Below are 25,781 nucleotides of genomic sequence, written 5' to 3'. Positions count from 1 at the left end.
ACGCTTGCGGCAGTCTCGCCAGCCGCATCGCGGCTTGTTATAGGCATTATATCGGCACTGACCAGCAGGAACGAGCATGAGCGATACGGGCAAGGACGACACCAGCGACACGCCGAATCCCTTCCTGCCCTCGCCCGAAGACATACAGCATTGGACGAGCGTGATGGGCCGCGCGCAGCAGATGATGCTCGAATATGCGCTCGGTCAGGCGAACCAGGGCAACAGCGCCGCCGCCGGCCTGTTCGACCCCGCCAGCTGGCTGCAGAACCCGACGACGCAGGCCTGGGCCGAGCAGTCGACCAAGATGTGGGAACAGGGCGCGCGCTTCTGGACCTCGCTCGCGACGCTCCAGCCGCCTTTCGCACCCGCCGCCGATGCGCCCAAGGACAAGCGCTTCGCCGACCCCGACTGGACGGCGAACCCGGTCTTCGCGCTGATCCGCCAGACCTATGGCCTGCTGACCGAACAATTGTTGACGACAACACGCACGATGGCGGGGCTCGATGACCATGCGCGGGCGAAGATGGAGTTCGCGGCACGGAACATGGCCGAGGCGCTGTCGCCCTCCAACCTCGCGATCACCAATCCCGAAGTGATCAAGCGCGCGGTCGAGACGCGCGGCGAAAGCCTGCTCAAGGGTTTGAAGCACATGCTCACCGACCTGTCGCGCGGGCAGCTCTCCCATGTCGATCCCGACGCGTTCGAGGTCGGCGTGAACATCGCGACGACGCCGGGGAAGGTGATCCACGAGACCGACCTTTACCAGCTCATCCAATATGAACCGACGACGAAGGACGTCTTTACCGTCCCGCTTGTCATCTTCCCGCCGTGGATCAACCGCTTCTACATCCTCGACCTCAATCCGGCGAAGAGCTTTGTCGCCTGGGCGGTCGAACAGGGGCTGACGGTGTTCATGGTGTCGTGGAAATCGGCCGATGCCTCAATGAGCGAAATCGTCTGGGACGACTATATTGCGTCGCAGGTCGATGCGATCGATACCGTGCGCGAATTGCTGGACGTTCCGCACGTCCACAGCATCGGCTATTGCGTCGCGGGCACGACGCTTGCCGCGACGCTGGCGATGCTCGCCGCGCGCGGCGAGGGCGACAAGGTCAAGTCGGTGACCTTCTTCACTGCGCAGGTCGATTTCGAGCTCGCGGGCGACCTCAAGATGTTCGTCGACGACAGCTATCTGGCGCTGCTTCAGCAGCTTTCGGCGGGCGGGTTCCTCGACGGGCGCTATATGGCCGCGACCTTCAATTCGCTGCGCGGACGCGACCTGATCTGGAACTATGTCGTCGGCAATTATCTGCTCGGCAACGACTATCCGCCGTTCGACCTGCTCTACTGGAACGGCGACGTCACCAACCTGCCCGCGAAGTGGCACCGGCAATATCTGATCGACCTCTATCGCGACAATCGCATGGTGATCCCGAACAGCCTGTCGGCGATGGGCACACCGATCGATCTCAAGAAGATCGAGACTCCGGCCTATATCCAGGCGGGGCGCGAGGATCATATCGCGCCGCTCGCCAGCGTCTGGCGGTTGATGGACCATCTGTCGGGACCGAAGACCTTCCTGCTTGCCGGCTCGGGCCATATTGCGGGCGTCGTCAATCCGCCCGCCGCTGGCAAATACCAGTATTGGACCGGCGACAACGATGCCGCGACGCTCGACGATTTTATCGCGAGCGCGACCGAGACCAAGGGCAGCTGGTGGCCGCACTGGATCGGCTGGATTTCGGAACAGGATAGCGCAAAAACGGCTGCAAAAGGCGCGCGCATTCCGGGAAAAGGTGCTAAAAAGGCGATAGAGGATGCGCCCGGCCGCTATGTCAAGCAGCGGTAATATCGGGAAATCATAAGGCCAACGAGATCGAGGCGAGTCTATTTTTGTGCACTGCACAAAAAATGTCTTGAAATCCCCGATCCACTCCTATATTGTGCACTGCAACATAAAGGAGTTGTCACGATGGCTACCAAGATGGATAGTGCCGAAAAGGCTTTCGAAGCCGCGACGCTGGAAACCGCCGCCAAGCCGGTGGCTGCTCCCGCCGCACCGGTTGCTGCTGCCGCGCCCGCGGTGGAAGCAAAGGCCGCTCCGGCGCCCGTGAAGACCAAGACTGTCGCGGCGAAGGCCAAGCCGGTCCAAAAGAAAGCCGCAAAGCCGGCACCGAAGAAGATCGCCGCCAAGAAGGCGGTCGCGAAGACCATTGCCCCGAAGCCCGTCAAGGCAGCGCCGAAGCCGGCCGCCGCCGTCACAAAAGGATTCAAGACCATGAACGACACCGTCAAGAAGTTCGCCGAAGAAGCCAAGACCCGCACCGAAGCGCTGACCGCCGATTTCAACGAAAAGGCGAAGGAAGCCATGGCGAAGACCAGCAAGCTCGCTGAAGAAGCGGTCGAATTCAACAAGGCGAACGTCGAAGCGCTCGTCGAATCGGGCAAGATCGCTGCCAAGGGCATCGAAACGCTCGGCCAGGAAGGCGTCGCCTTCGCTCGCAAGAGCTTCGAAGACACGACCGCTGCGCTCAAGGGCTACACCGCGGTCAAGTCGCCGGCCGAATTCCTGAAGCTCTATGCCGAAAACAGCAAGAAGGCGTTCGACGCCGCTGTCGCGCAGACCTCGAAGACCAGCGAACTCGTCGTCAAGCTGACGAACGACAGCTTCGCGCCGATCTCGAACCGCGTTTCGGTTATCACTTCGAAGATGAAGGCAGCCTAAGGCCTTCACCTTCCCGTTGGCGCGGGCCTTCCCCCCTCCTCTCCCCGTCCGCGCCGACACCATCAAGACCGCTCGCTTCCTTCGGGGGGCGGGCGGCTCTTGTTTCTCTGCTCCGCTTTTCTTCCAGCCGCTCCCCGCACGAGACGGAATTAACCACCCCGCCCTCTTGCGATTCCGCATCGGCTTGCGATATTCCCGATGATGATGCTTCCGGCTTCGATCCCTCATGTCGTCCGCGCAATGGCGGGCAAGGATGACGACACGTCCGGTGCGCCGGGTGTCGGCATCGCGACGCGCACGCGCGCGAAGCCCAAGAAGCCCTCGATGTACAAGGTGCTGCTGCTCAACGACGACTATACGCCGATGGAATTCGTCGTGATGGTGCTGCAGCGCTTCTTCAACATGGACATCGAACGCGCGACGCAGGTGATGCTTCACGTCCACCAGCAGGGCGTCGGCGTGTGCGGCGTGTTCAGCTATGAAGTCGCCGAGACCAAGGTCAACCAGGTGATGGACGCCGCGCGGCAGAACCAGCACCCGCTGCAGTGCACGCTGGAAAAGGCATAAAAATTCTTCGTCATTGCGAGGAGGCGCAGGCGACGCGGCAATCCAGCGGTGCGGAAACCGCTCTGGATTGCTTCGCTTCGCTCGCAATGACGAGATGACTAGCCGGCCCTTGCCGCCTGCTCGGCCCTGAGCGCTTCCGACGGCTCCCCTTTCAGATCGCCATAGCGCAGCGGCTCGCCGCACCCCGGACAGACGGTCGATGTGCCGACATCGGTTCCACACGCGCGGTGAACGTAGCGCATCGCCGGCCCGCCGATTTCGCCGTCTTCATAGGCCCAACGCTCAGCCCAGTTGCGCATCGCGTAGAGGACGTCGAACAGATCCTTGCCCTTTGCGGTCAGGCGGTATTCGTGGCGCGGCGGGCGGTCCTGATAGGCGTGCCGCTCGACCACTCCTTGCTTTTCCATCAGCTTGAGCCGCGCCGAGACGAGTTGCGGCCCGAGCCCGGTGTTCGCCGCGATCGCCTCGAACCGCCGCCGACCGAAGAACAGATCGCGCAGGATCAGCAGCACCGCGCGGTCGCCAAGCAGCTCGGCCGACCGTCCAACGGGGCAGAAGGTATCCGACAGATCCGTGCGTTTGGGCATCGCTCACCTTTACGGCGAAATAATCGCTTGTAACTATGATTATCATAGTTACTATCGGGCGCAAGAGGAGAGTCGCCCATGCCCAATCCCGCAGCCGTCATCATAGGCGCCGGCGATGCCACGGGCGGCGCGATCGCGCGCGCCTTCGCCGCCGAGGGGCTCACCGCCTGCGTCAACCGCCGCGAGCGCAACGCCGACGCGCTCGAAGCGCTGGCGCAGTCGATCCGCGGCGAGGGGTATCAGGCACGCGCTTTCCCCGCCGACGCCCGCAACGAAGAGGCGATGATCGCCCTCTTCGACCAGGTCGAAGCCGAAGTCGGGCCGGTGGAAGTCGCGGTGTTCAACATCGGTGCCAATGTGAACTTCCCGATCGCCGAAACGACGGTGCGCGTTTACACCAAAGTCTGGGAAATGGCCTGCCTCGGCGGTTTCCTGATGGGCCGCGAGGCGGCGAAACGCATGAGCCCGCGCGGCCGCGGCACGATCATCTTCACCGGCGCGACCGCCAGCCTGCGCGGCGGATCGGGCTTCTCCGCCTTCTCGGGCGCCAAGGGCGCTCTCCGCATGCTCGCGCAATCGATGGCGCGCGAGCTCGGGCCGCAGGGCATCCATGTCGCGCACACGATCATCGACGGCGCGATCGACACCGAGTTCATCAAGGGCCGCCATCCCGATTTCGACAATGCGAAGGCGCAGGAGCTGATCCTGAATCCGGGCGCCATCGCGGCCAATTATGTGATGCTCCACAAACAGCCGAGGAGCGCATGGACGCACGAACTCGACCTCCGTCCCTGGGGAGAGAAATGGTGACCAAAAGCCTTGAACTCATCTTCGATTTCGGCAGCCCCAACGCCTATCTGACGTTGAAGGTGCTACCCGAATTGCTCGAGCGCACCGGCGCCGACCTGATCATCACGCCGTGCCTGCTCGGCGGCATCTTCAAGGCGACGGGCAACAAGGCGCCGATGATCCAATATGCCGAAGCGCCCGCGAAACTGGCCTATGAAAACCTCGAAATGCGGCGCTTCATTGCGCGGCACGGCTTGACGAAGTTTCGCCTCAACCCGCATTTCCCCGTCAACACGCTGACGATCATGCGCGGCACGATCGTTGCCGAGGATGAGGGCAATCTCGACGATTATGTCGACGCGGTGAACCGCGCGATGTGGGAGGAAGGCCTGAAAATGGACGATCCCGAAATCATCGCGACCTTCCTCTCGGCAAACGGCTTCGATGGCCCCGCGCTTCTCGCGCGCACGCAGGAGCCCGGGATCAAGGCAAGGCTTGTCGCCAATACCGAAGCCGCGGTCGCACGCGGTGTATTCGGCATCCCGACCTTCTTCGTCGGGGACGAGATGTTCTTCGGCAAGGATCGCCTCGGTCAGGTTGAAGAGGCACTCGCCTGACCATCGCTCGCCGCCCCTGCCTCACGCGGGGCGGCGGCCCCAAGGCCGAAGCCGATGACCCTCAATTGAAATCGAGCTGGATGATGTCACTCGGCGTCGCGCGGCAATACATCTCGATCGGCTTGGCGCCATCGGGATAGGTCGCAGTCATCGCCGCGCGGATGCGCCAGCCGCCATTGCCCTGTTCGAGCGAAACGAGCTTGTCATAGGACAGCTTCGTCCCGCCGGTCGCACCGATCTGCCGCGCGGCATCGTTCATGCAATTCTGCACCGACGGCCGCGCCGCGCTCGGCAGGCCGCTCAGATTGGCGCTCAGTGCGGCCGGGCCGGCCGATGCGGGCGGTGGCGCACTTTCTTCCGGCGTGCCGTCGGCCTTTTTCTTCTTCTGGCTCGCCAGCAGCGCGAGCAGCCCGCCGGCGACGACGATCCCGCCGATGATCAGCCCGGTGCTCGGGCCCTTGTCCTTGTCGGGCTTCGGACCCGGCAGCGGCGCCAGATTGGCGTAGCCATAGCCGAATTCGGCGCGGCAGCCGTTGGTGACCCAGACATAGTCGGCGCCATAACCCCATTGCCGCCCGGCGTTGCATTTGCCGCCGAGCTTGCGCACGAGCTCGACGCGGCCATTGGTCTGCACCGCGCATTGTTCATAACGGTTGCTGCGCGATTCGCAGCGGAGCGTCCCCGCGAAATCATTCCCCGGATAGGCGCCGCCGGCATAGCCATAGCGAAATTCGGCGCGGCACCCGCCCGACACCCAGACACCGTCGGCATCGAATCCCCAATCGCGCCCCTTCGAGCAACGCCCGCCGATCACACGGGTCAGTTCGACGCGATTGTCGGTGCGGACGTTGCAGCGTTGCTGGCGGTTACCATAGGATTCGCAGCGGATCGTGCCCGCCCATCCCTGATCATAGCCCGAGCCGGGCGGCGGCGGATAGGGATAGGTGGTCTGCGCAAAAGCCGGGACGGCAAGCTGGCCCGTGACGAACGACGCGGCCGTGATGAGCGAAATGACGCGGTTCCGCATAGCTGTTTCTCCCCTGCTGATATCGTGCTTCGACCGTCCTCAATTGCTTCGACTATCGCCGTGTATAGTTTCATATTTCCTGCGCCGGCGCCACGAGCAAAGACGCCATTCCTGCACGCAGCATGGCTTCCCTCGCCCGCGCGCATCATCTAGCCTCGTTCCGGGTCGCGCCACCGCAAGCAAGGGAGCCGACATATGACGACATCGATCATCGACGGGCGCATCGAAGCCGCCGACCTCAAGCGCACAAAGGGAGGCGTCTCGGTTTTTCGCAGCCTCACTTTCCAGCCCGACACCGGCCCGACGCGCACGATCAAGAATGCGGTGGTGAAGGACAATGTTGCGGGCGAACTCGTGCCCGGCACGGCCGGCCGCTTCTATATCTACAACGCCTTCGACCTGAAGGGCGTCCACGGCGTCCGCACCCGCGACGGCCGCGCAACCTACGGCTTCGCCACGAACAACAAGAAAATTTTCCTCATCGTCGGCATCGTCAACATCGCGTGGATCGCGCTGCGCGTGTTCGCAATCGACGGACAGGTGCCGCTGCTCGCGATCCTGCTGATGATCCTCTCGGTCGCGGGCTTCACCTTCATGAGCAAGGGCGAGAAGGACGCGAAGGCGCAATTCGACGGCGACGCAGGCTATGCGCCGCCAGCATAGCTAGTCGGCTTGCGCGCGCCGTCGCATCGGCTAATGACGACGGATGGATCAAATCGTCATTCGCGGCGGCCAGCGACTCAAGGGCCGTATTCCCATCTCCGGCGCCAAGAATGCCGCGCTGACCCTGCTGCCTTGCGCGCTGCTCACCGACGAGCCGCTGACCTTGCGCAACCTGCCGCGCCTCGCCGACGTCGACGGCTTCGGCCACCTACTCAACCAGCTCGGCTGCTCGACGACGATCGAGGGCTCGCGGCCCGAAGATTTCGGCCGCGTGATGACCGCGCGCGCGACGACGCTGACCTCGACGGTGGCGCCCTATGACATCGTCCGCAAGATGCGTGCGTCGATCCTCGTCCTCGGCCCGCTCCTCGCCCGCGCAGGCGAAGCAACGGTGTCGCTTCCCGGCGGCTGCGCGATCGGTAACCGTCCGATCGACCTCCATCTGAAAGCACTCGAAGCCTTCGGTGCCGAGATCGAGCTCGCCTCGGGCTATGTGAAGGCCATCGCGCCCGGCGGGCGGCTCAAGGGCGGCAAGTTCACCTTCCCCGTCGTATCGGTCGGCGCGACCGAAAATGCGGTCATGGCGGCGGTTCTCGCCGGCGGCACCTGCGTCCTCGAAAATGCGGCGCGTGAGCCCGAGATCGTCGACCTCTGCAACTGTCTCGTCGCGATGGGCGCGCATATCGACGGGATCGGCACCGAGACACTGACGATCGAGGGCGTCGACCGCCTCCACGGCGCGACCTACCGCGTGATGGCCGACCGCATCGAGGCGGGCAGCTATGCCTGCGCCGCCGTCATCACGCAGGGCGACGTCGAGCTGGTCGGCGCCAAGGCCGACGAGATGGAAGCCACGCTCACCGCGCTGCGCGAAGCCGGCGCCACCGTCGAGCCCACCAAGGGCGGGATCCGCGTCGCGATGGACGGCCGCGCCGAACCCGTCACGCTGTCGACCGCGCCCTACCCAGGCTTCGCGACCGATATGCAGGCGCAGTTCATGGCGATGGCGACGCTCGGCACCGGCGCGTCGCTGTTCACCGAGACGATCTTCGAGAACCGCTACATGCATGTTCCCGAGCTCGCGCGCATGGGCTGCGACATCCAGGTCAAGGGCCGTACCGCGATCGTCCGCGGCGTCGACCATCTGGTCGGCGCGCCGGTAATGGCAACCGACCTTCGCGCCTCGATGAGCCTGATCATCGCGGGTCTTGCGGCAGAGGGGCAGACCGAGGTCAACCGCGTCTATCACCTCGACCGCGGCTACGAACGGCTGGAGGAGAAGCTGCAGGCGGTCGGCGCCGATATCGAACGGATCAGCGCAGGCTGACGCCTCTAGTCCGGATCGACGGGCACCGACACCATATTGCCGCTGACCGACGGCCGCTCGGGCCGTTTGGCGACCGCGATCACCAGTCCGATCAACGCCACGAAGCCGCCCGCGATCGACAGCGGTGCCCAGCGATAGCCCTCGAACACCGTCGAAAAGCCCATCGCGATGATCGGGATCAGCACGCTCGACCAAGCGGCCTGCCCCGGCCCGACCGCGCGGATGACATTGAAATAGAGCGGAAAGGTCACCGCGCTGGCGATGATGCCCAGATAGAGTATCCCGCCCAAATAGACCCCCGTCTTCTCGATCACCGGCGGCCCGGTCGTGATCCATGCATAGCTTCCGTCGGCGAGCGCCCCGAACAGCATCGCCCAGGCGATCATCACGACCATCGACTGCGCGCGCGCAATTCCGGTCCCCTGCATCACATTGGCGGTCGACGCGCTCATCACACCGGCCAGCGTCAGCAGCGTCCCCATGATCACCTCGTCCGCCCCCAACGCAGCGGCGCGATATTCGTGCAGGATCATCAGCGCGACGCCGACGATCGCAATCCCCGCCCCGGCAAGGAAGCGGCGTTCGAGCGGCGTCTTCAGAAACAACCGCCCCAGCAACGTGTTCGGCACTATCAGCAGAGCGAAGAGCACTGCGACAAGGCCCGAAGTGATATGCTGCTCGGCGCGATAGACGAAGTTGAAGTTCAACGCGAACTGCGCCAGCCCGAGGACCGAGGCAAAGGCCATCGCGCGCGGTTCCAGCCACAGTCGTTCGCGCCGCGCCGCGGCAAAGACGAACATCGCCGCCCCGGCGACCACGAAGCGATAGGTCACCGACCAGCTCGGCGGCACGACACCCAGCTGACCCTTGATCACGATCCACGTCGATCCCCAGATCAGCGTGACCAGCGCGAAGGGCAGAAAGACGCGTGGCGAAAGCAGCGTCGTCGGCTGCTCGCTCATAGCCCGGCGATGGCGGCCGCCAGCGGCGCGACCGCGGCGGCATCCTGATCCCAGCTCACGACGAGGCGGATCGCGCCGTCGCCCCAGTCATAGAAATCGAATCCCTGCGCGCGCAGGTCCGCCGCCTCTTCGGCGCTGATCCGCACGAACAGCTCGTTCGCCTCGACCGGATGCATCAGCCGCGGACCGCACGCCGCCGCAAGCGCGGCCGCGCCGGCGTTCGCGGCGCGCGCGTTGGCAAGCCAGAGATCGTCCTTCAGCATCGCGCGGATCTGCGCCGCGACGAAACGTCCCTTGCTCAGCAGGTGCCCGCCGCGCTTCTTGAGCTCGCGCACCCCTGCGCCGCCGCTGCCGCCGAAGAAGACCAGCGCCTCGGCCATCATCGCGCCATTTTTGGTGAAGCCGAACGACAGCGCATCGACCCCGGCGCGCCAGGTGACGTCGGCGGGCGAGCAGCCGAGGAACGCAACCGCATTGGCGAAGCGCGCACCATCCATGTGCAGCTTCATCCCGCTCGCCTTGGCGACCTCGCTGATCGCGCCGATTTCGCTCGCACGCCAGGCGAGGCCATATTCGGTCGCGTTGGTGATGCTGATCGCGGCGGGCTGGACCTGATGGACGTCTTTGCGGATACCCGCGATCCGTTTCCTCAGCGCCTCGGCATCGATCTTCGCTCCCGCGCCGGGCAGCGTCATCAACTGCGCACCGCCCGAGTAGAAGGTCGGCGCGCCGCACTCGTCGACCTCGATATGCGCTTCCTCATAACAGAGTATGCCCTGCCAAGGCCGCACGAAATGCGCGAGGATGATGCTGTTTGCGGCCGTCCCGGTCGCGATCCACACGACCTCGCAATCGGTTTCGAACAGGTCGGAAAAGGCGGCATCGAGCGACTGGCTGAGCGCATCGCCGTCATACGCCGTGTCGACATGATTGGCGGCGGCGAGAGCCTCCATCACCGCCGGATGGACGGTGGCGGCATTGTCGGAAAAGAAGCGGAGCGCGGTCATCCGGCGCCCTTAGCGCAGGAATCGCGATCGCGCTAACACGTTAATATTTTGGCGGCTCGTTCGCCGGATCGAGTGGATCATCCTCAAATTTCCCACTTGCGAGCGTCACGCCGATGCTCTGCCAAGAAGAGACATCGAACCGCCGCATGCGCATGGCCGCATCCGATATGCCGCACGGCTCGCCGACAGATCAGCGGTCGCGTTTCGCCAGCAACTTCAGGCGCAGCGCGTTCAATTTGATGAAGCCGGCCGCATCCTTCTGGTCATAGGCGCCTGCATCGTCCTCGAAGGTCACATGCCGCTCGCTGTAGAGGCTGTTCGGCGACTTGCGGCCGACGACACTGGCATTGCCCTTGTAGAGCTTCAGGCGAACAGTGCCCGACACCTTCTCCTGGCTGAGGTCGATCGCCGCCTGCAGCATCTCGCGCTCGGGCGCGAACCAGAAGCCGTTATAGATGAGCTCGGCATATTTCGGCATCAGCTCGTCCTTGAGGTGCGCCGCGCCGCGGTCGAGCGTGATGCTTTCGATGCCGCGGTGGGCACGGGCATAGATTTCGCCGCCCGGCGTCTCGTACATGCCGCGCGATTTCATACCGACGAAGCGGTTCTCCACGAGGTCGAGGCGGCCGATCCCGTGCTTGCGGCCGAGGTCATTAAGCGCCGCGAGCAGGGTCGCGGGCGACATCGCCTGACCGTTGAGCGCGACGCCGTCGCCGCGTTCGAAATCGACCGCGATATATTCGGGCGTGTCGGGCGCATCCTCGGGATTGACGGTGCGCGAATAGACATAATCGGGCGTCTCGTCCCACGGGTTCTCGAGCACCTTGCCCTCCGACGAGGTGTGCAGAAGGTTCGCGTCGGTCGAGAACGGGCTTTCGCCGCGCTTGTCCTTCGGCACCGGAATCTGGTTCTTTTCGGCAAAGTCGATCAGCGCCGTGCGGCTGGTCAGATCCCATTCGCGCCAGGGTGCGATCACCTTGATATCGGGGTTGAGCGCATAGGCCGACAGCTCGAAGCGCACCTGGTCGTTGCCCTTGCCCGTCGCGCCATGGGCGACCGCATCGGCACCCACTTCCTTGGCGATCTCGACGAGCCGCTTCGAAATGAGCGGACGCGCGATCGAGGTGCCGAGCAGATAATCGCCCTCGTAACGCGCGTTGGCGCGCATCATCGGGAAGACGAAGTCGCGGACGAATTCCTCACGCAGGTCGTCGATGAAGATATGCTCAGGCTTGATCCCCATCAGCTCGGCCTTGGCGCGCGCCGGCTCGAGCTCCTCGCCCTGCCCGAGGTCGGCGGTGAAGGTCACGACCTCGCAGCCATAGGTGACCTGCAGCCACTTCAGGATAACGCTGGTATCGAGACCGCCCGAATAGGCGAGGACGACGCGCTTGAAGGACTCGGACATGATGGCACCTTTGGCGAGGGAAAGACGCGGGCGCGGCTAGCAGGGCGGGCCCGAAGGTGCAACATCAAGCCACGATTCGGCCAAGCCATCCGATCGCCCGGGCCTCGATATTTTGTTCGGAAGGTCACAAAGGTCACACTACGTCCCCCTCGTGTTTCCTCCCCGCGCCATCCAAACCCGAAGGCTGGCAAGACGGAAGACGGGCGATGCACGGCGATCATTCACCAGCATAAACCATGGCCCGACATTGTAGGAAAGGCGTCTTTGGGGCAGGATCCTCAATCACGCGATGCGGGTCCAGTCCATGAACCAGCCGTCGTCCCACGTCTTTCCGCCATCGCGCGAGACCCCTTGGAACCAACGGCAGCTCGCCGGCGTGATGCGGTCCCAGACGCCGCGGTTGAGCTCCGGTCCTTTCTCCCCCTCGCCCTCGGACAGAAATGTCCCGGCGCCATTTTCAAACACGCCCAGTTGGCCGGGCACCGCGACAACACCCGATTTGGCGTTCACCCAATGATCGGACCAGATCTTCTTTTCGACGTCGAGCAGGCGGAGCCCCATGCCCGAAAAACCCCGCGCCGGAATGCGCAGCTCCTCGATGCTCGCAATTCCGCCGAGGATGCCGTCCACGGTCGCCTCGCCGGGAAATTCGATCCACTTTTCGCCTTCGCGGAACTTGTTGTGGATGCGCCATTCGCCGGTCAGGAAATCGAAGTCGCCTGGCTTGCCGACTGGGGCGGGGTTGATCGCGGCGGATGCCGCGATGGGGATCAGGCTGGACATAAAGGCTCCTGCGCTAAGGGCGATGACGGTGCGGCGGTCGATACTGCTCATGGGTCGCTCCCTCGGTGACGCAACCTGCCTACGCCCCTTATCCTGACATTTTCTGTCAGTTATTTTCTGCTATGGAAGAAAAATGCGCGCGAGCCGCCTCCTCTCGATCCTGATCCTGCTGCAATTGCGGCAACGGCTCACCGCCGCCGATCTGGCCGCTGAATTCGAGGTGTCCGAACGCACCATCTATCGCGACATCGACGCGCTCTCGGCCGCCGGCGTGCCCGTCTATGGCGACCGTGGTCCCGGCGGCGGCTTTCAGCTGCTGGGCGGCTATCGCACCAAGCTTACGGGATTGTCGGCAAACGAGGCCGAGGCAATGGCGATGATCGGCCTTCCCGGCCCCGCCGCTGAACTGGGGCTGGGCGCGGCGACGAGCGCGGCGCGCAACAAATTGCTCGCAGCCTTGCCCGGCGGCGGCGGGGCGCTGGCCGACCGGATGGCGGCGCGCTTCCATCTCGACGCCGTCGACTGGTATCGCGGCAGCGAGGCGCTGCCGCATCTGCCCCGCCTCGCGCGCGCCGTGCTCGACCAGCAATGCGTGTCGATGCGCTACGAGAGCTGGCAGGGTGTGCGCGACTGGACCGTCGATCCGCTCGGTCTCGTTCTGAAAGCGGGCATCTGGTACCTCGCCGCGCGCGGCGCCGGAAAGGTGCGCGTCTTCCGGGTTTCGAATATCCGGAGCCTGATCGTCGAGGATACGGGCTTCGAACCGCCGGCCGATTTTCATCTGGCGGGCTGGTGGCAGTCCGAGCAGGCCCGCTTCGAGGCCGAGCTGTTCGCGACGCGCGCGACCGTCCGCGCGTCGCCCGAAGGCTGCAAGCGACTGGCCGCGCAGTCGCCCCGCGGCGCGGCGGCGGTTGACGGCGCCGGCGATCCCGATGCGGACGGCTGGCGGCAGATGACGATGATGGTCGAGGACGCCGACCATGGCGCCCGCGACATGCTGGCACTCGGCGCCGAGGTCGAGGTCGTGGCGCCGGCAGGCTTTCGGGACCGCGTCGCCGTGCTGGCGCGTGAGATTGTGGCACTCTACGCCGGAACCGGTTAGTCTTCGCCTGCGGGAGGCGCAGTATGGGCAAAGTCGAGATCAAGACCAAAGCGACCGAAGTGACCGTGGCGGACTTTATCGCCGCGCTCCCCGACGCGCGGCGCCGCGAAGAGGCGCCGGTCATCGACGCGATGTACCGCCGCGTGACGGGTCTCGATCCGAGGATGTGGGGGCCGTCGATCATCGGCTATGGCAGCTATGACTATCAATATGACAGCGGCCATTCGGGGACGATGTGCCGCGCCGGCTTTTCGCCGCGCAAAGCGGCGATCACGCTCTATCTGATGGAAGATTACGGCGACCGGCAGGCCGAAGCCGACGCGCTGTTCGCCGCGCTCGGCAAGCACAGGACCGGCAAGGTCTGTCTCTACATCAACAAGCTCGCCGACGTCGATCCGGCCGTGCTCGAAAAGCTGGTCGCGCTGACGTGGGACGCGACGAACGAGCGCTATCCGGGCTGATCGCGGGAAGGGTGGGAAGCGACCGTAAGCTGACCTATCCTGCATCGTCACCCTGAACTTGTTTCAGGGTCCATGGTCCGTCGCCTCCTTCACCGCAGCGGCCGATGAGAGGTCAGCCCATGGATGCTGAAACAAGTTCAGCATGACGAGCTTGGGGCGACCGCTGCCCCCCCCCTGAACCGACCTCGGTCCACTCGCGGCGATGCGGCGTTAGAGATAGCGCCCTTCGGCCTCGCCGATATAGTCGCGCGTCAGCGGTAGCGCGTGGCGGCTGCGCGCGAACTGGATCTGGTAATTGCCCATCCCGCCACTTTCGAACGCCGCGGTCGCGCCGGCGAGGTAGAAGCACCACATGCGGAAGAATCGCGCGCCCATCATCGCCACGATCTCGGCCTCGTGCGCCAGCGTGTTGGTGTACCATTGACGCAGCGTCAGCGCATAATGCAGCCTTAGCGTCTCGACATCGGTCGCGATCAGCCGGCTTTTCTCGCTGGCGGCGAGGGTCTCGCTGAGCGCGGGGATATAGCCGCCGGGGAAGATATATTTGCGCGTGAAGGCGTCGGTCGCGCCCGGCCGCCCGAAGCGCCCGATCGTGTGGAGCAACATCACCCCGTCGGCCGAGAGCAGGTTCGCACATACGCGAAAGAAAGTGTCGAAATTGGCCGCGCCGACATGCTCAAACATCCCGACGGATACGATGCGGTCGAACCCGCCGGTCTCGTGCGCCGCAAGGTCGCGATAATCGATCAACTCGAAGCGAACGCGGTCGGCAACCCCCGCCTCTTCGGCGCGCTGCCGCGCGAGCTCGAGCTGTTCGGTCGACAATGTGATCCCGAGCACCTCGACCGCTTCCAGTTTCGCGAGCGTGATCGCCATCCCGCCCCAGCCGCAGCCGATGTCGAGGATCCGCTGGCCCGGCCGCAGCGCGAGTTTCGCAGCGATATGCGCCTTCTTGGCCTCCTGCGCCTCGTCGAGCGTCATGCCCTCACGCGGCCAATAGGCGCAGCTATATTGCATGTCGCGGTCGAGAAAGAGGCGATAGAGGTCGTTGCCGATGTCGTAATGGTGCTCGACATTCGCACGCGACTGGCGCTGCCGGTTGATCGAGCCGAGCCGCGTCTTCACCCAGTCGCCCCATTGGCCGAGCCGCGTCTTGTCCTTGAGCTTCGCGCCGCGATCCCATGGCGTATTCATGCGCAGCAGGCCGATCAGGCCCATGATGTCGCCCTCGGTAATTTCCATTTCGCCGTCCATGAAGGCCTCGCCCGCGCCGAGCCGCGGGTCGAGGATCACGCGCCGCATCGCGCGGCGCGTCGCGAAGCGGACGCTGACTTCGGGAAAGCCGGGCGCGGGCGCGCCAAAGGTCTCGGCCCCGCCGTCAGGGTCGATGACGGTCAGCCTGCCACGATGGATAACACGCGAAAGAAACGGCCTGAGTATGGACAAAAGTGCGACCTCATCATCATTGCATCTGCCGCCCTGTTACCAACTAGATACCGGCATACCATTCATAATCAATGCGATCTTCCCAGAAACCGCCCTTTCCTGCCCCGATTTGGTCGAGACTCGCGACCGCTTCGATCCCGGTCAGATATTTCGCATGCTTATACCCCAGCTGCCGTTCGATCCTGAGGCGCAGCGGCGCGCCGTTGGCGATCGGCAGCACCGCGCCGTTCATCGCCCAGGCCAGGATCGTCTGCGGGTGGAGCGCATCGACCATGTCGCAGCTTTCATAATAGAGCGCGTCGTCGATCCTGTCGGCACAGCGGAACACGATATAGCGCGCGCGGTCCTTCACCCCCGCCGCCTCAAGGATGCGGCGGAGCTGCGGCCCGGTCCACTCGCCGATCGCGCTCCACCCCTCGACGCAGTCGTGGCGGGTGATCTGCGTGCGCTGGGGCATCGCGCGGATGTCGGCCATCGACAGCGACAGCGGCCGCGCGACGAGGCCCGACACGGCAATGCGCCAGTCGGCGAAGCCCGCCGCGGCGTGCGCGGCATAGGCGGCGCCATCCGGCAGCTTCGTTCCGTTCGAGCGGAAGACCGGCGACAGGTCGGCGCGGGTGAATTCGCGCGCCAGCGCATCGCGGTCCATCAGCGCGCGCTGGCTCGCCCGGTTCATCTCCTCGCCCATCGACAAGATCTTGCGCACCGCCGGCGCCTCGCTGATCGCGTCGCAACCCGACAGCAGCGGCAGTGCGCCCGCCGCCGCGACGAGCCCGCCCGCGCGTGCGATCAGCCGGCGGCGTGGCAGCAGGACGCCGCTCATGCCTCGCGCTCCCTCTCGGGCGGCAGCGTGAACCAGCCGCTGATCATCGAGCGCACCTCGTTGATCGGCCCGGCGAGGATCACCATCATGATGTGGACGAGGAAGAAGAGGACAAGCAGCCACGCCGCAATGAAATGGATCGAACGCGCCGACTGGCGCCCGCCGAACAGGTCGAGCAGCCATGGCCAGGCGGCATCCATTCCCGGCGACATGGTGAGCCCGGTGAAGATCATGAGCGGCAGCAGGCCGAAGATCACGCCGATATAACTAAGCTTTTGCAGGATATTGTACCGCGCTGCCGCCTCGCCCCGCGGAAAGCGCAGCCGCGCATGATCCTTGATGTCGTGCCAGATATGCCGCGGCGACCATTCGGCGCGGAGGACGTGCAAATCCCTTCGGATGTGCCCGCCGAAAAGGCTCCAGACCATATAGAGCGTCAGGCCGACCGACAGCACCCACGCGAAGAACAGGTGCCAGCGCCGCCCGGCCGCGAGATCGTAGCTGGTCGGGATCGTCGCCCAGCCCGGAAAGGCCCAGGTCTTTTCCTCGCCCCCGGCATTGGTCCAGCGCCCGAGTACGCCGGTCGTCTCGATCCGCGTCTCGCCGAAGCGGACATAGCCGGTGTCGGAAGTCGCCCCGATCGCGAACCACGCCCGATCGGGGTTCGCGCCATATTGCCCCCAGTAAAGCCGCGGATGCGCGTTGAAGATCATCAGCCCGCTCATCAGCATGACGAGCAGCGTAACCGCATTCACCCAATGCCAGATGCGCGTCGGCAGCCGGTGGCGATAGACGCGCACCGGCGCGGGCGTTTCCGGAACCGGCGCCGGCGGAACGTCGGGGGAGTCAGCTTCGGCCATATCCCTCTTTCGCTCCTTCGCCCGGTTCGGTTACGCGGTCACCTCCGACTTATACTCCTCGCGATAGCGATTGCGCAAAGACACTTTGTCGATCTTTTCGCTGCCGAGCTTGGGCAGCGCCTCGTTCGACATCCAGATCCGGCACGGCACCTTGTACGGCGCGAGGCGCGCGTTGAGGAACGCGGTCAGCTCGTCGGCGGTCAACGCGCTGCCGGGCTTCATCCAGACGACCGCGCCGACGCATTCGCCGAGTCGTTCGTCGGGCAAGCCGAAAACCGCGCATTCATTGACCTCGGCATGTTCGTAGATCGCGGCCTCGACCTCCTGGCAACTGATATTCTCGCCGCCGCGGATGATGATGTCCTTCTTGCGGTCGACGATGAACAGATAGCCGTCGGCGTCGAGATAGCCGAGGTCGCCCGAACGGAAATAACCATTGTCGAAGAAGGCCGCCTTGGTCGCTGCCTCATTGTTCCAATAGCCCTCGAAGTTGCAGACCGATCGCATGCAAACCTCGCCGACGCTACCCTGCGGCAGTTCGTTCCCCAGCTCGTCGAGGATCGCCAGATCGACGAGCGGCTTCGACGCGGGGCCGGTCGACAGCGGCTTCTCGACATAATTCTCGTTGATGATGCCGCAGCCGACGGCATTGGTCTCGGTGAGGCCATAGCCTAGCAGCGGCTTGGCATCGCCCATCTCCGACGCGAGGCGGCGGACATGCTCGGGCGGTCGCGGCGCACCGCCGCCGGCGTAGCTCTTGCAGGTCGACAGGTCGTAATTCTTGCGGTTCGGACTGACGAGAATTTCGTAGCTCATCAGCGGCACGCCGACGAAATAATTGCATTTCTCGTCCTGGATCAGCCGCATCGCCTCGTCGGCGTTCCACTTCGGCATCAGCACGAGCTTGCGACCTAGGGCGAAGCTCTGAAGAAACACGGGAATCTCGGCCGTTACATGGAACAGAGGCGTGCAAATCAGGGTGGCGGGCTGGATGTCCGACATCAGCCCGTCCTCGGTCAGCAGGTGGACGATGCTCGCGGTCTGCGTGACATAGTTGAAGATCGCCTGCACCACCGCCTCGTGGCGCGAATAGGCGCCCTTCGACTGGCCGGTCGAGCCCGAGGTAAAGAGGATCGTCGCCAGATCCTGCCCGGTCAGCACCGGCAGCGCGGTCTCGGCGCTGCCGCCCGCCGCCAGCGGCGCGATCGCTTCGTCGATCGGCTTCGTGATATCGAGCGCGACGACCTTGGCGCCATGGCTGATTCCCGGCTCGGCCAGCCGCGCTGCCCGCTGGACATCGGCAATGACGAGCTTCGCCTCGGCATCGTCGATTCCCGCCGCCAGCTCGCCGCCCTGCCACCAGCCGTTGAGCAGGGTCGCGCAGCCGCCCGCGAGCAGGATGCCGATATAGGCGACACACCACGCATTTGCGTTGCGCATGGCAAGGCCGACGCGGTCACCGCGCTGGACGCCGTGGCCATCGATGAGGCCCGCCGCGACCTTGCGCGCCGCGGCATAGACCTGTTTGAAGCTCAGCCGCTCGTCGCCCTCGACCAGAAAGGTGGCATCGCCGTGCATCGCGCTGAAATAGGCGACATAATCGGCCAGGTTCGTCGGCGCGTTGGTGATGAACGGCAGCTGGCGGCCGAAGCGTTCGACGGAACCGACCTGGATCGGACCGCCCGGCCCCGTGATCAGATTATACGCGGATTCCAGGCGCAGATCGAGCGCGGAAGGCATGGGGCATCTCTCCTCTTGGTCTCGCTCGCCTTACCCCCTATGGGGAAGGCCTCTCCTGGGGAAGGACAGCGCGACTATATGTTTCTTTTTGCAACCTTAGCCGAAGCGACGCAATATCTTAACTTTCATGACCTGATGGGTGAGCATAGCGAGGTCGCTTTCAGCGTGTTCGGCTGGCCGATCCGCTGGTATGCGCTCGCCTATCTGGCCGGTATTTTCCTCGGCTATTGGTATCTGCTGAAGCTGATCGCGCAGCCCGGCGCCCCGATGGCGCGGCGCCATGCCGACGACATGATCTTCTATGCCATGCTCGGGATCATCCTCGGCGGCCGACTCGGCTATGTCCTGTTCTACAATCTCGAATCCTACCTCAAGGAGCCGGTCGACATCTTCAAATTGTGGGATGGCGGCATGTCGCTGCACGGCGGCGTGATCGGCGTGCTCGTTGCGATCTGGTATGTGACGCGCAAGGAAAAGCTCAGTTTCCTGCGCTTCTGCGACTATATCGCGTGCGTCATTCCCTTCGGTCTCTTCCTCGGCCGCCTCGCCAATTTCGTGAATGGCGAGCTGTGGGGCCGCGTAACGACCGTGCCATGGGCGATCATCTTTCCGCGCGGCGGCGACCTGCCGCGCCACCCGAGCCAGCTTTACGAAGCCGGGCTCGAAGGACTGGTGATGATGGCCGTCCTCGCCTATTTCTTCTGGCGCACCGACGCGCGCTACAAACCGGGTTTCCTTGTCGGCATGGCGTCGCTGATTTACGGTCTCAGCCGCTTTACGGTCGAATTTTTCCGCGAGCCCGACGTCCAGCGCCAGTGGGTGGTCGATGCGACCGGCCTGTCGATGGGCCAGTGGCTGACGGTGCCGATGATCGTGATCGGCCTCTGGCTCATCGCGACCGCGAAGCGCCGGCGCCAGCGGGTCGAGCCGGTCGCCGGACCCGATGCCGTTGCCTGACGGCCCGCCCGCTCCCGAACAATTGCTCAAGGATATCGCTGCCGCCCGGCCGATGACGGTCGCCGACTATATGGCGGCGGCGAACGCGCATTATTATGCGACGCGCGACCCGCTCGGTGCGGCGGGCGATTTCACCACCGCGCCCGAGATCAGCCAGATGTTCGGCGAGCTGGTTGGCATCTGGATCGCCGACCTGTGGAGCCGCGCGGGCGGCCCACCGTTCCGCTATGTCGAGCTCGGGCCCGGGCGTGGCACGCTCGCCGCCGATGCGCTCCGCGCCGCCGCGCGTTTCGGCTGCACGCCGGTCGGCGCCCATCTCGTCGAAACCAGCCCCACCTTGCGCGCCGTCCAGTCGGCGCGCCTCGCGCAGGCCGAACATCATGACGAGGTCGACGCGCTCCCTGACGACGTGCCGCTGGTCATCGTCGCCAACGAATTCTTCGATGCGCTGCCGGTCCACCAATATGTGAAGACCGCCGACGGCTGGCGCGAACGAATGGTCGAGCGCCGCGATGGCAGGCTCGCGCCGAGAGCCGGTGAAACCCCGGCCGACGACGCGATTCCCGCCGTCCTGCGTGACCGGCCCGAGGGGACGATCGTCGAAACGACGCCGGTCTCGGCCGCGATCATGCAGCGCTGCGCCTTCCGCATCACGCGGCAGGGCGGCGCGATGCTCGCGATCGACTATGGCTATGCGGGGCCCGCCGCAGGCGACACGCTGCAGGCGGTGAAGGCCCACAAATATGTCGATCCCTTCGTCGATCCCGGCGAGGCCGACCTCACCGCGCATGTCGATTTCACCACCCTTGCCGACGCGGCCCGGCCAGCAGGCGTTACCATCAGCCGCCTCGCGACACAGGGCGACTGGCTGAGGCGTCTCGGCATCGACGCACGGCTGAAGTCGCTCACCGCGGCCGCCCCCGACCGCGCCGCCGAACTCGAAAGCCAGCGCGACCGCCTTGTCGAGCCCGGCGAAATGGGCGAACTGTTCAAGCTGATCGCGATCACCGCGCCGGGCTGGCCCGCGCCCGCAGGATTTTCAGGAGACCCCGCATGACCGCCATCGTCTTGGCGAAGCCCGAGGATGCCGAAGCGATCGCCATGTTCGCGAACGGCTCCTTTACCGATACCTTTGGGCATATCTACGACCCTGCCGACCTGTCGGCCTTCCTTGCCAACTGGAACCCTCCGGAGCGCGTCCGCGCCCAGATCGGGGATGCCGGGCACGACATCGCGCTGGTGCGCGACGATGCGGGCGCGATCCTCGGCTATATCAAGATGGGCCCGGTCGAATTCGACCTGCCGCCCGAGCAACCCACCGACGACGCGGTCGAACTCCATCAGCTCTACGTCGCCGAAGCCGCGAAGGGCACCGGCATCGCCGCCCGACTGATGGAATGGGGTATAGCATGGGCGCGCGAACGTGCGTCGATCCTTTACCTCACCGTGTTCACCGAGAACCACCGCGCGCAGGCCTTCTACCGCCGCTACGGCTTCTACGACGTCGGCCGCAACGAATTTCGCGTCGGCAATCATATCGACGAAGATCGCTTCTTCAGGCTTGATCTGTGACAGCGCCCTTCACGATCGCCCCGACCCTGACCGGCGTCGCGCACGGCTTCTTCGGCCGTCAGGGCGGCGTATCGTCGGGCGATCTCGCCTCGCTCAATTGCGGCCTCGGATCGGGCGACGACCCGGCGCTGATCGCCGAGAACCGCCATCGCGCCACCGAAGCGGTCCTGCCCGGCGCGGCGCTCGCCGGCCTCTATCAGGTCCATGGCAACCGCTGCGTGATCGTCGACGACGGCACCGACCTTGCCGCGCGGCCCGAGGCCGACGCGCTCGCAACGCGAACCCGCGGCATCCTGCTCGGTATATTGACCGCCGATTGCGTCCCCGTACTCTTCGCCGACGCTGAAGCCGGGGTCATCGGTGCGGCACACGCGGGCTGGAAGGGGGCTATCGCTGGGGTGACCGACGCAACGCTCGCCGCGATGGAAGGGCTCGGCGCGAGCCGCGCGAACATCGCGGTCGCTATCGGCCCCTGCATCGGGCGCGCCTCCTACGAGGTCGACGACGGCTTCGTGCAGCGCTTTCTCGCCGACGATCCCGAGAACGAGCACTTCTTCGCGGGCGGCAAACCCGGCCATGCGATGTTCGACATCGCCGCCTATGTCGCGGCGCGGCTCGCTGCGGCGGGGGTCAGCCGAATTGCCATCGGCGGGCAGGATACCTACGCCGAAGAGGCGGACTATTTCAGCTATCGCCGCGCGTGCCATCGAGGCGAGAATAGCTACGGCCGCCAGATATCGCTGATCGGCTTGAGGTAATTCTTCGTCACCCCGGACTTGATCCGGGGTCCAGCTTCATCGAAGACAGATGGATGCCGGATCAAGTCCGGCATGACGAACGAAGGATGGCGGGAGACAAGACGGATGAAGGCCTTGGCGATCCCGCGCAAACGGCTCGTATCGATCATCGGCGGATCGGCAGGGAATCTCGTCGAATGGTACGACTGGTTCGCCTACGCCGCCTTCGCCATCTATTTCGCCCCCGTCTTCTTCCCGAAGGCCGACCCGACCGCGCAGCTCCTCAGCACCGCCGCGATCTTCGCGGTCGGCTTCGTCATGCGCCCGATCGGCGCGTGGGTGATGGGGCGCTTCGCCGACACGCGCGGGCGCAAGGCGGGGCTGTCATTGTCGGTCGCGCTGATGTTCAGCGGCTCGATGCTGATCGCCGTCGCGCCGACCTATGCCGCCGCCGGACTGCTCGGCCCGACGACGTTGCTCGTCGCGCGAATGCTGCAGGGGTTGTCGCTCGGCGGCGAATATGGCGCCAGCGCGACCTATCTCTCCGAAATGGCGCCGAAGGATCATCGCGGCTTCTGGGCGAGCTTTCAGTATATGACGCTGATCGGCGGCCAGCTCTGCGCGATCTTCGTCGCGGTGATCTTGCAGGCCTTTCTGACGGAAGCCGAACTCACCGCCTGGGGCTGGCGCATCCCCTTCGTGATCGGCGCGGTGCTCGCGCTCGCGGTCTATCTCCTCCGCCGCAATCTCGCCGAAACGCCCTCGTTCGAGAATCAGGCGGTCGACCGCCCGGTCTCGACCGCGAAGCTGCTCTGGAAAGAGCATCGCCGCGAGAGCATCCTCGTCGGCATGTTGTCGGCGGGCGGCGGCCTCGCCGCCTATACCTACACCAGCTATATGCAGAAATATCTGTTCAACACCGTCGGCTTCGACAAGGCGACCGCGACCTACATCGTCGCCGTCGCGCTCATCTGGTTCACGCTGATGCAGCCGGTCTTTGGCGCGCTCGCCGATCGTTTCGGGCGCAAGCCGATGCTGCTCCTCTTCGGGATCGGCGGCGCACTGGTCGCGGCGCCGACCTTCCTGACGCTGGAAACGGTCAGCTCGCCGGTGGTCGCGACCTTGCTGATCCTGATCCCGCTGACCTTCCAGGCGGGCTACACCGCGAACAATGCGCTGGTGAAGGCCGAGCTGTTCCCGGCGCATATCCGCGGGCTCGGTGTCGCGCTGCCCTACGCGGTCGGCAATGCGATCTTCGGTGGCACCGTCGAAATGGTCGCGCTCGCGCTCAAGGGCGCCGGCGTCGAATGGCTGTTCTATTTCTATGTCGCCGCAGTGATCGGCATGGCCGGCATTGCGACCTTGTTGCTTCCCGAAACGAAAGAGCGCAGCCTGATCGTTGAGGATTGACGGATAACAGGGCGCAGCCGCTTTTATCCGTCATCGCGGCGAAGGCCGGGAATACGGAAAAGGGAAGAACGACCGGCGCAATATAGTTTCAAATGAAACCGGCGCTGCTATAGGCGGGGCAATCTCAAAGGAGCATCCCATGGCCATGCGCGGCACACCCAAGACGAACAGCAAGAAAATCGGCGACAAGGAGCTGAGCCCCGCCACGCTGATGATGGGACTCGGCTATGATCCCGTGCTCTCCGAAGGCTCGCTGAAGCCGCCGATCTTTCTGACCTCGACCTTCGCCTTTGAAAGCGCCGCCGCCGGCAAGCGCTTCTTCGAACATATCACCGGCAAGCGCGAAGGCCCCGCCGACGGCCTCGTCTATTCGCGCTTCAACGGCCCGAACCAGGAAATCCTCGAAGACCGCCTCGCGGTCTGGGACGGCGCCGACGACAGCCTCGTCTTCTCCAGCGGCATGTCGGCGATTGCGACCCTGCTCCTCGCGCTCGTGAACCAGAACGACGTGATCGTCCATTCGGGTCCGCTCTATGCTGCGACCGAAACGCTGATCGCGCGCATCCTGTCGCGCTTCGGCGTCAGCTTCCTCGATTTCCCGGCCGGCGCGACCCGCGAAGAGATCGACGCAATCCTCGACCGCGCGAAGGCGCTCGCCACCGAAAAGGGCGGCAAGGTCGCGCTCGTCTATCTCGAAAGCCCGGCGAACCCGACCAATGCGCTCGTCGATGTCGAGGCCGTCCGCGCCGCGCGCGACGCCGCTTTCCCCGGCGAGCAGAAGCCCGCGATCGCGATCGACAACACCTTCCTCGGCCCGCTCTGGCAGCAGCCGCTGAAGCAGGGCGCCGAACTCGTCGTTTACAGCCTCACCAAATATGCCGGCGGCCATTCGGACCTCGTTGCGGGCGGCGTCTCGGGCGACCAGAAGCTGCTCAACATCATCCGTCCGATGCGCAATACGATCGGCACGATCTGCGACCCCAACACCGCGTGGATGTTGCTGCGCAGCCTCGAAACGCTCGAACTGCGCATGAGCCGCGCGGGCGAAAATGCGCTGAAGGTCTGCACCTTCCTTCGCGATCATCCGAAGGTCGAGGGCCTCGGCTATCTCGGCTTCATCAGCGAGGCGCGCCAGAAGGATATCTTCGACCGCCATTGTTCGGGCGCGGGCTCGACCTTCTCGCTCTTCATCAAGGGCGGTGAGGCCGAGAGCTTCCGCTTCCTCGACGCGCTCAAGATCGCGAAACTCGCGGTCAGCCTGGGCGGCACCGAGACGCTGGCGAGCCACCCCGCCGCGATGACGCATCTGTCGGTTCCCGACGAGCGCAAGAAGGCACTCGGCATCACCGACAATCTGGTGCGGGTGTCGATCGGCATCGAGGACGCCGACGACCTGATTGCCGATTTCGCGCAGGCGCTGGACGCGGTCTAACGACCGCGCCGCGCGCGCCAGTCGACCACCTGCCACCCCATTTTCGGCGCGAGCTGCTTGAGCTTGCGCGACGGCGTCGTCGCGACCGCCTCGTCGGCGAAATGCAGCATCGGGTGATCGGAGACATGATCCGAATAGGCGCGGATATGTGCCTGATCGCGCGTGATGTCATTGTCGGCGAGCCAATCCGAAATGCGCGCAAATTTCGCATCGCCATAGCAATTGTCGCCCGCAAGCCGCGCGTGGATATGATCGGCGCCATCGGGCTCGTCGAGCCGCGTCGCGAGCACGTCGTCGATCCCCAGCCGCCGCGCGATTGCGTCGACATAAAGATGGAACGACGCCGTCGCGAGCAGCAGCCGGTATCCCGCCTCGCGGTCGGCGGCGATCTGGTCGAGCGCCGCCGCGTGCAACCCGCGCCCGATCACCTGATCGGCATAGCTTTCGGCAAGCGGGGCGATCTCGTCGCGGCTGAACTGCTTCCCGACGAGCAGCCGCAGATTGATCGCCTTCAGCCGCGAACGGTCGATCAACCGCAGCGAATAGGCCGCGCCCGCCAGCGCGACAAGCGGCAGCAACAGCATGCGCCATTGCTGGCGCCGGCGGACAACATGCATCAGGAATCCGCTGTAAGTCCCTGAACGCGTTATCGTTCGGTCCATGTCGTACATCGCAACGCGATGCCGGTATTCGGTCGGGACGATTGGCACGGGCGCATCCATGCCCCCGTCCATAAGGCGCGCGCAGCGAGGCGCCAAGCGGCTTCGGATTCGCTTGCC

General features: G+C 64.8%; 26 protein-coding genes. 15 read left to right on the top strand and 11 right to left on the bottom strand.

The features are described 5' to 3' along the window. Window positions 1-76: 76 nt before the first annotated feature. From QOL68_RS13980 to clpS, 3 genes are all read left to right on the top strand, one after another. A complete protein-coding gene (locus QOL68_RS13980) occupies window positions 77-1,849 on the top strand; it encodes a PHA/PHB synthase family protein (protein ID WP_282949843.1) in 1,773 nt (590 codons plus the stop codon). A 123-nt stretch (window positions 1,850-1,972) separates the two neighbouring features. Then, window positions 1,973-2,725, top strand: a complete 753-nt coding sequence (locus tag QOL68_RS13975; protein ID WP_058455446.1) for a phasin family protein — start codon at window positions 1,973-1,975, stop codon at window positions 2,723-2,725. A 201-nt stretch (window positions 2,726-2,926) separates the two neighbouring features. Then, window positions 2,927-3,292, top strand: coding sequence for an ATP-dependent Clp protease adapter ClpS (clpS, locus tag QOL68_RS13970; protein ID WP_058455529.1), 366 nt, complete (start codon window positions 2,927-2,929; stop codon window positions 3,290-3,292). 98 nt (window positions 3,293-3,390) lie between these two features. On the opposite strand, the gene QOL68_RS13965 is transcribed toward clpS, so the two are convergent. Then, window positions 3,391-3,879, bottom strand: coding sequence for a winged helix-turn-helix transcriptional regulator (locus tag QOL68_RS13965; protein WP_282949844.1), 489 nt, complete (start codon window positions 3,877-3,879; stop codon window positions 3,391-3,393). Window positions 3,880-3,957: 78 nt separating this feature from the next. Between QOL68_RS13965 and QOL68_RS13960 the strand changes: the two genes are divergently transcribed. Further along, complete coding sequence (locus QOL68_RS13960; protein ID WP_282949845.1) at window positions 3,958-4,689, top strand: SDR family oxidoreductase; 732 nt, start codon at window positions 3,958-3,960, stop codon at window positions 4,687-4,689. Then, window positions 4,683-5,285, top strand: a complete 603-nt coding sequence (locus QOL68_RS13955) for a 2-hydroxychromene-2-carboxylate isomerase (protein ID WP_282949846.1) — start codon at window positions 4,683-4,685, stop codon at window positions 5,283-5,285. Before QOL68_RS13960 ends, QOL68_RS13955 begins: the two co-directional genes overlap by 7 nt. 61 nt (window positions 5,286-5,346) lie before the next feature. Here QOL68_RS13955 and QOL68_RS13950 read toward each other — a convergent pair whose 3' ends face one another. Further along, window positions 5,347-6,312, bottom strand: coding sequence for a DUF3011 domain-containing protein (locus tag QOL68_RS13950; protein ID WP_282949847.1), 966 nt, complete (start codon window positions 6,310-6,312; stop codon window positions 5,347-5,349). A 195-nt stretch (window positions 6,313-6,507) separates the two neighbouring features. Between QOL68_RS13950 and QOL68_RS13945 the strand changes: the two genes are divergently transcribed. Further along, window positions 6,508-6,975: a hypothetical protein gene (locus QOL68_RS13945; protein ID WP_282949848.1), complete on the top strand. Its 468-nt coding sequence runs from the start codon at window positions 6,508-6,510 to the stop codon at window positions 6,973-6,975. A 43-nt stretch (window positions 6,976-7,018) separates the two neighbouring features. Next, entirely contained in the window at window positions 7,019-8,302 is a 1,284-nt protein-coding gene (gene murA / locus QOL68_RS13940) for a UDP-N-acetylglucosamine 1-carboxyvinyltransferase (RefSeq protein ID WP_282949849.1), read from the top strand. Between the two features lie 5 nt (window positions 8,303-8,307). Here murA and QOL68_RS13935 read toward each other — a convergent pair whose 3' ends face one another. The 4 genes from QOL68_RS13935 to QOL68_RS13920 form a co-directional block, all read right to left on the bottom strand. Beyond that, window positions 8,308-9,264, bottom strand: a complete 957-nt coding sequence (locus tag QOL68_RS13935; RefSeq protein ID WP_282949850.1) for a DMT family transporter — start codon at window positions 9,262-9,264, stop codon at window positions 8,308-8,310. Beyond that, entirely contained in the window at window positions 9,261-10,271 is a 1,011-nt protein-coding gene (locus tag QOL68_RS13930; RefSeq protein WP_282949851.1) for a threonine aldolase family protein, read from the bottom strand. Before QOL68_RS13930 ends, QOL68_RS13935 begins: the two co-directional genes overlap by 4 nt. A 190-nt stretch (window positions 10,272-10,461) precedes the next feature. Next, the gene (locus QOL68_RS13925; protein ID WP_282949852.1) at window positions 10,462-11,679 is read right to left on the bottom strand and encodes an argininosuccinate synthase; all 1,218 of its coding nucleotides are present in this window, start codon (window positions 11,677-11,679) and stop codon (window positions 10,462-10,464) included. Between the two features lie 282 nt (window positions 11,680-11,961). Then, complete coding sequence (locus QOL68_RS13920; RefSeq protein WP_283404323.1) at window positions 11,962-12,462, bottom strand: hypothetical protein; 501 nt, start codon at window positions 12,460-12,462, stop codon at window positions 11,962-11,964. A 133-nt stretch (window positions 12,463-12,595) separates the two neighbouring features. On the opposite strand from QOL68_RS13920, the gene QOL68_RS13915 reads away from it, so the two are divergent. Further along, window positions 12,596-13,564, top strand: a complete 969-nt coding sequence (locus tag QOL68_RS13915) for a helix-turn-helix transcriptional regulator (RefSeq protein WP_282949854.1) — start codon at window positions 12,596-12,598, stop codon at window positions 13,562-13,564. Between the two features lie 23 nt (window positions 13,565-13,587). Further along, the gene (locus QOL68_RS13910; RefSeq protein ID WP_282949855.1) at window positions 13,588-14,025 is read left to right on the top strand and encodes a DUF1801 domain-containing protein; all 438 of its coding nucleotides are present in this window, start codon (window positions 13,588-13,590) and stop codon (window positions 14,023-14,025) included. A gap of 210 nt (window positions 14,026-14,235) precedes the next feature. On the opposite strand, the gene QOL68_RS13905 is transcribed toward QOL68_RS13910, so the two are convergent. Genes QOL68_RS13905 through QOL68_RS13890 form a run of 4 tightly spaced genes read right to left on the bottom strand, consistent with a single transcriptional unit; the run spans window position 14,236 to window position 18,894 of the window. After that, window positions 14,236-15,471 carry a class I SAM-dependent methyltransferase gene (locus QOL68_RS13905; RefSeq protein WP_282949856.1) on the bottom strand — a complete coding sequence of 412 codons (1,236 nt, stop codon included), beginning with the start codon at window positions 15,469-15,471 and terminating at the stop codon, window positions 14,236-14,238. 43 nt (window positions 15,472-15,514) lie between these two features. Next, window positions 15,515-16,294, bottom strand: coding sequence for a molybdopterin-dependent oxidoreductase (locus tag QOL68_RS13900; RefSeq protein WP_282949857.1), 780 nt, complete (start codon window positions 16,292-16,294; stop codon window positions 15,515-15,517). Further along, complete coding sequence (locus QOL68_RS13895) at window positions 16,291-17,154, bottom strand: cytochrome b/b6 domain-containing protein (protein WP_282949858.1); 864 nt, start codon at window positions 17,152-17,154, stop codon at window positions 16,291-16,293. Before QOL68_RS13895 ends, QOL68_RS13900 begins: the two co-directional genes overlap by 4 nt. 30 nt (window positions 17,155-17,184) lie before the next feature. Next, a complete protein-coding gene (locus QOL68_RS13890) occupies window positions 17,185-18,894 on the bottom strand; it encodes a class I adenylate-forming enzyme family protein (RefSeq protein WP_282949859.1) in 1,710 nt (569 codons plus the stop codon). Window positions 18,895-19,029: 135 nt separating this feature from the next. Between QOL68_RS13890 and lgt the strand changes: the two genes are divergently transcribed. The 6 genes from lgt (at window position 19,030) to QOL68_RS13860 (ending at window position 25,002) form a co-directional block, all read left to right on the top strand. After that, a complete protein-coding gene (lgt, locus tag QOL68_RS13885) occupies window positions 19,030-19,851 on the top strand; it encodes a prolipoprotein diacylglyceryl transferase (RefSeq protein ID WP_283418869.1) in 822 nt (273 codons plus the stop codon). Next, window positions 19,838-20,908: a class I SAM-dependent methyltransferase gene (locus QOL68_RS13880; RefSeq protein WP_282949861.1), complete on the top strand. Its 1,071-nt coding sequence runs from the start codon at window positions 19,838-19,840 to the stop codon at window positions 20,906-20,908. Before lgt ends, QOL68_RS13880 begins: the two co-directional genes overlap by 14 nt. Continuing rightward, complete coding sequence (locus QOL68_RS13875) at window positions 20,905-21,423, top strand: GNAT family N-acetyltransferase (RefSeq protein WP_282949862.1); 519 nt, start codon at window positions 20,905-20,907, stop codon at window positions 21,421-21,423. The genes QOL68_RS13880 and QOL68_RS13875 overlap by 4 nt, the downstream gene beginning before the upstream one ends. Beyond that, window positions 21,420-22,181 (top strand): peptidoglycan editing factor PgeF, encoded by a 762-nt coding sequence (gene pgeF / locus QOL68_RS13870; RefSeq protein ID WP_282949863.1) that lies wholly within the window; start codon window positions 21,420-21,422, stop codon window positions 22,179-22,181. Before QOL68_RS13875 ends, pgeF begins: the two co-directional genes overlap by 4 nt. A 105-nt stretch (window positions 22,182-22,286) precedes the next feature. Then, entirely contained in the window at window positions 22,287-23,570 is a 1,284-nt protein-coding gene (locus QOL68_RS13865) for an MFS transporter (RefSeq protein WP_058455470.1), read from the top strand. 139 nt (window positions 23,571-23,709) lie between these two features. Then, window positions 23,710-25,002 (top strand): cystathionine gamma-synthase family protein, encoded by a 1,293-nt coding sequence (locus QOL68_RS13860; RefSeq protein ID WP_058455471.1) that lies wholly within the window; start codon window positions 23,710-23,712, stop codon window positions 25,000-25,002. Here QOL68_RS13860 and QOL68_RS13855 read toward each other — a convergent pair. Next, entirely contained in the window at window positions 24,999-25,724 is a 726-nt protein-coding gene (locus QOL68_RS13855) for an HAD family hydrolase (protein WP_282949864.1), read from the bottom strand. The two genes, QOL68_RS13860 and QOL68_RS13855, sit on opposite strands and share 4 nt — an antisense overlap. Window positions 25,725-25,781: the final 57 nt, after the last annotated feature.

The organism is Sphingopyxis sp. Geo25 (assembly GCF_949769135.1).
In the GTDB taxonomy this organism is placed as follows: Bacteria; Pseudomonadota; Alphaproteobacteria; order Sphingomonadales; family Sphingomonadaceae; genus Sphingopyxis.
This window is presented reverse-complemented; position numbering and strand designations above follow the sequence as displayed.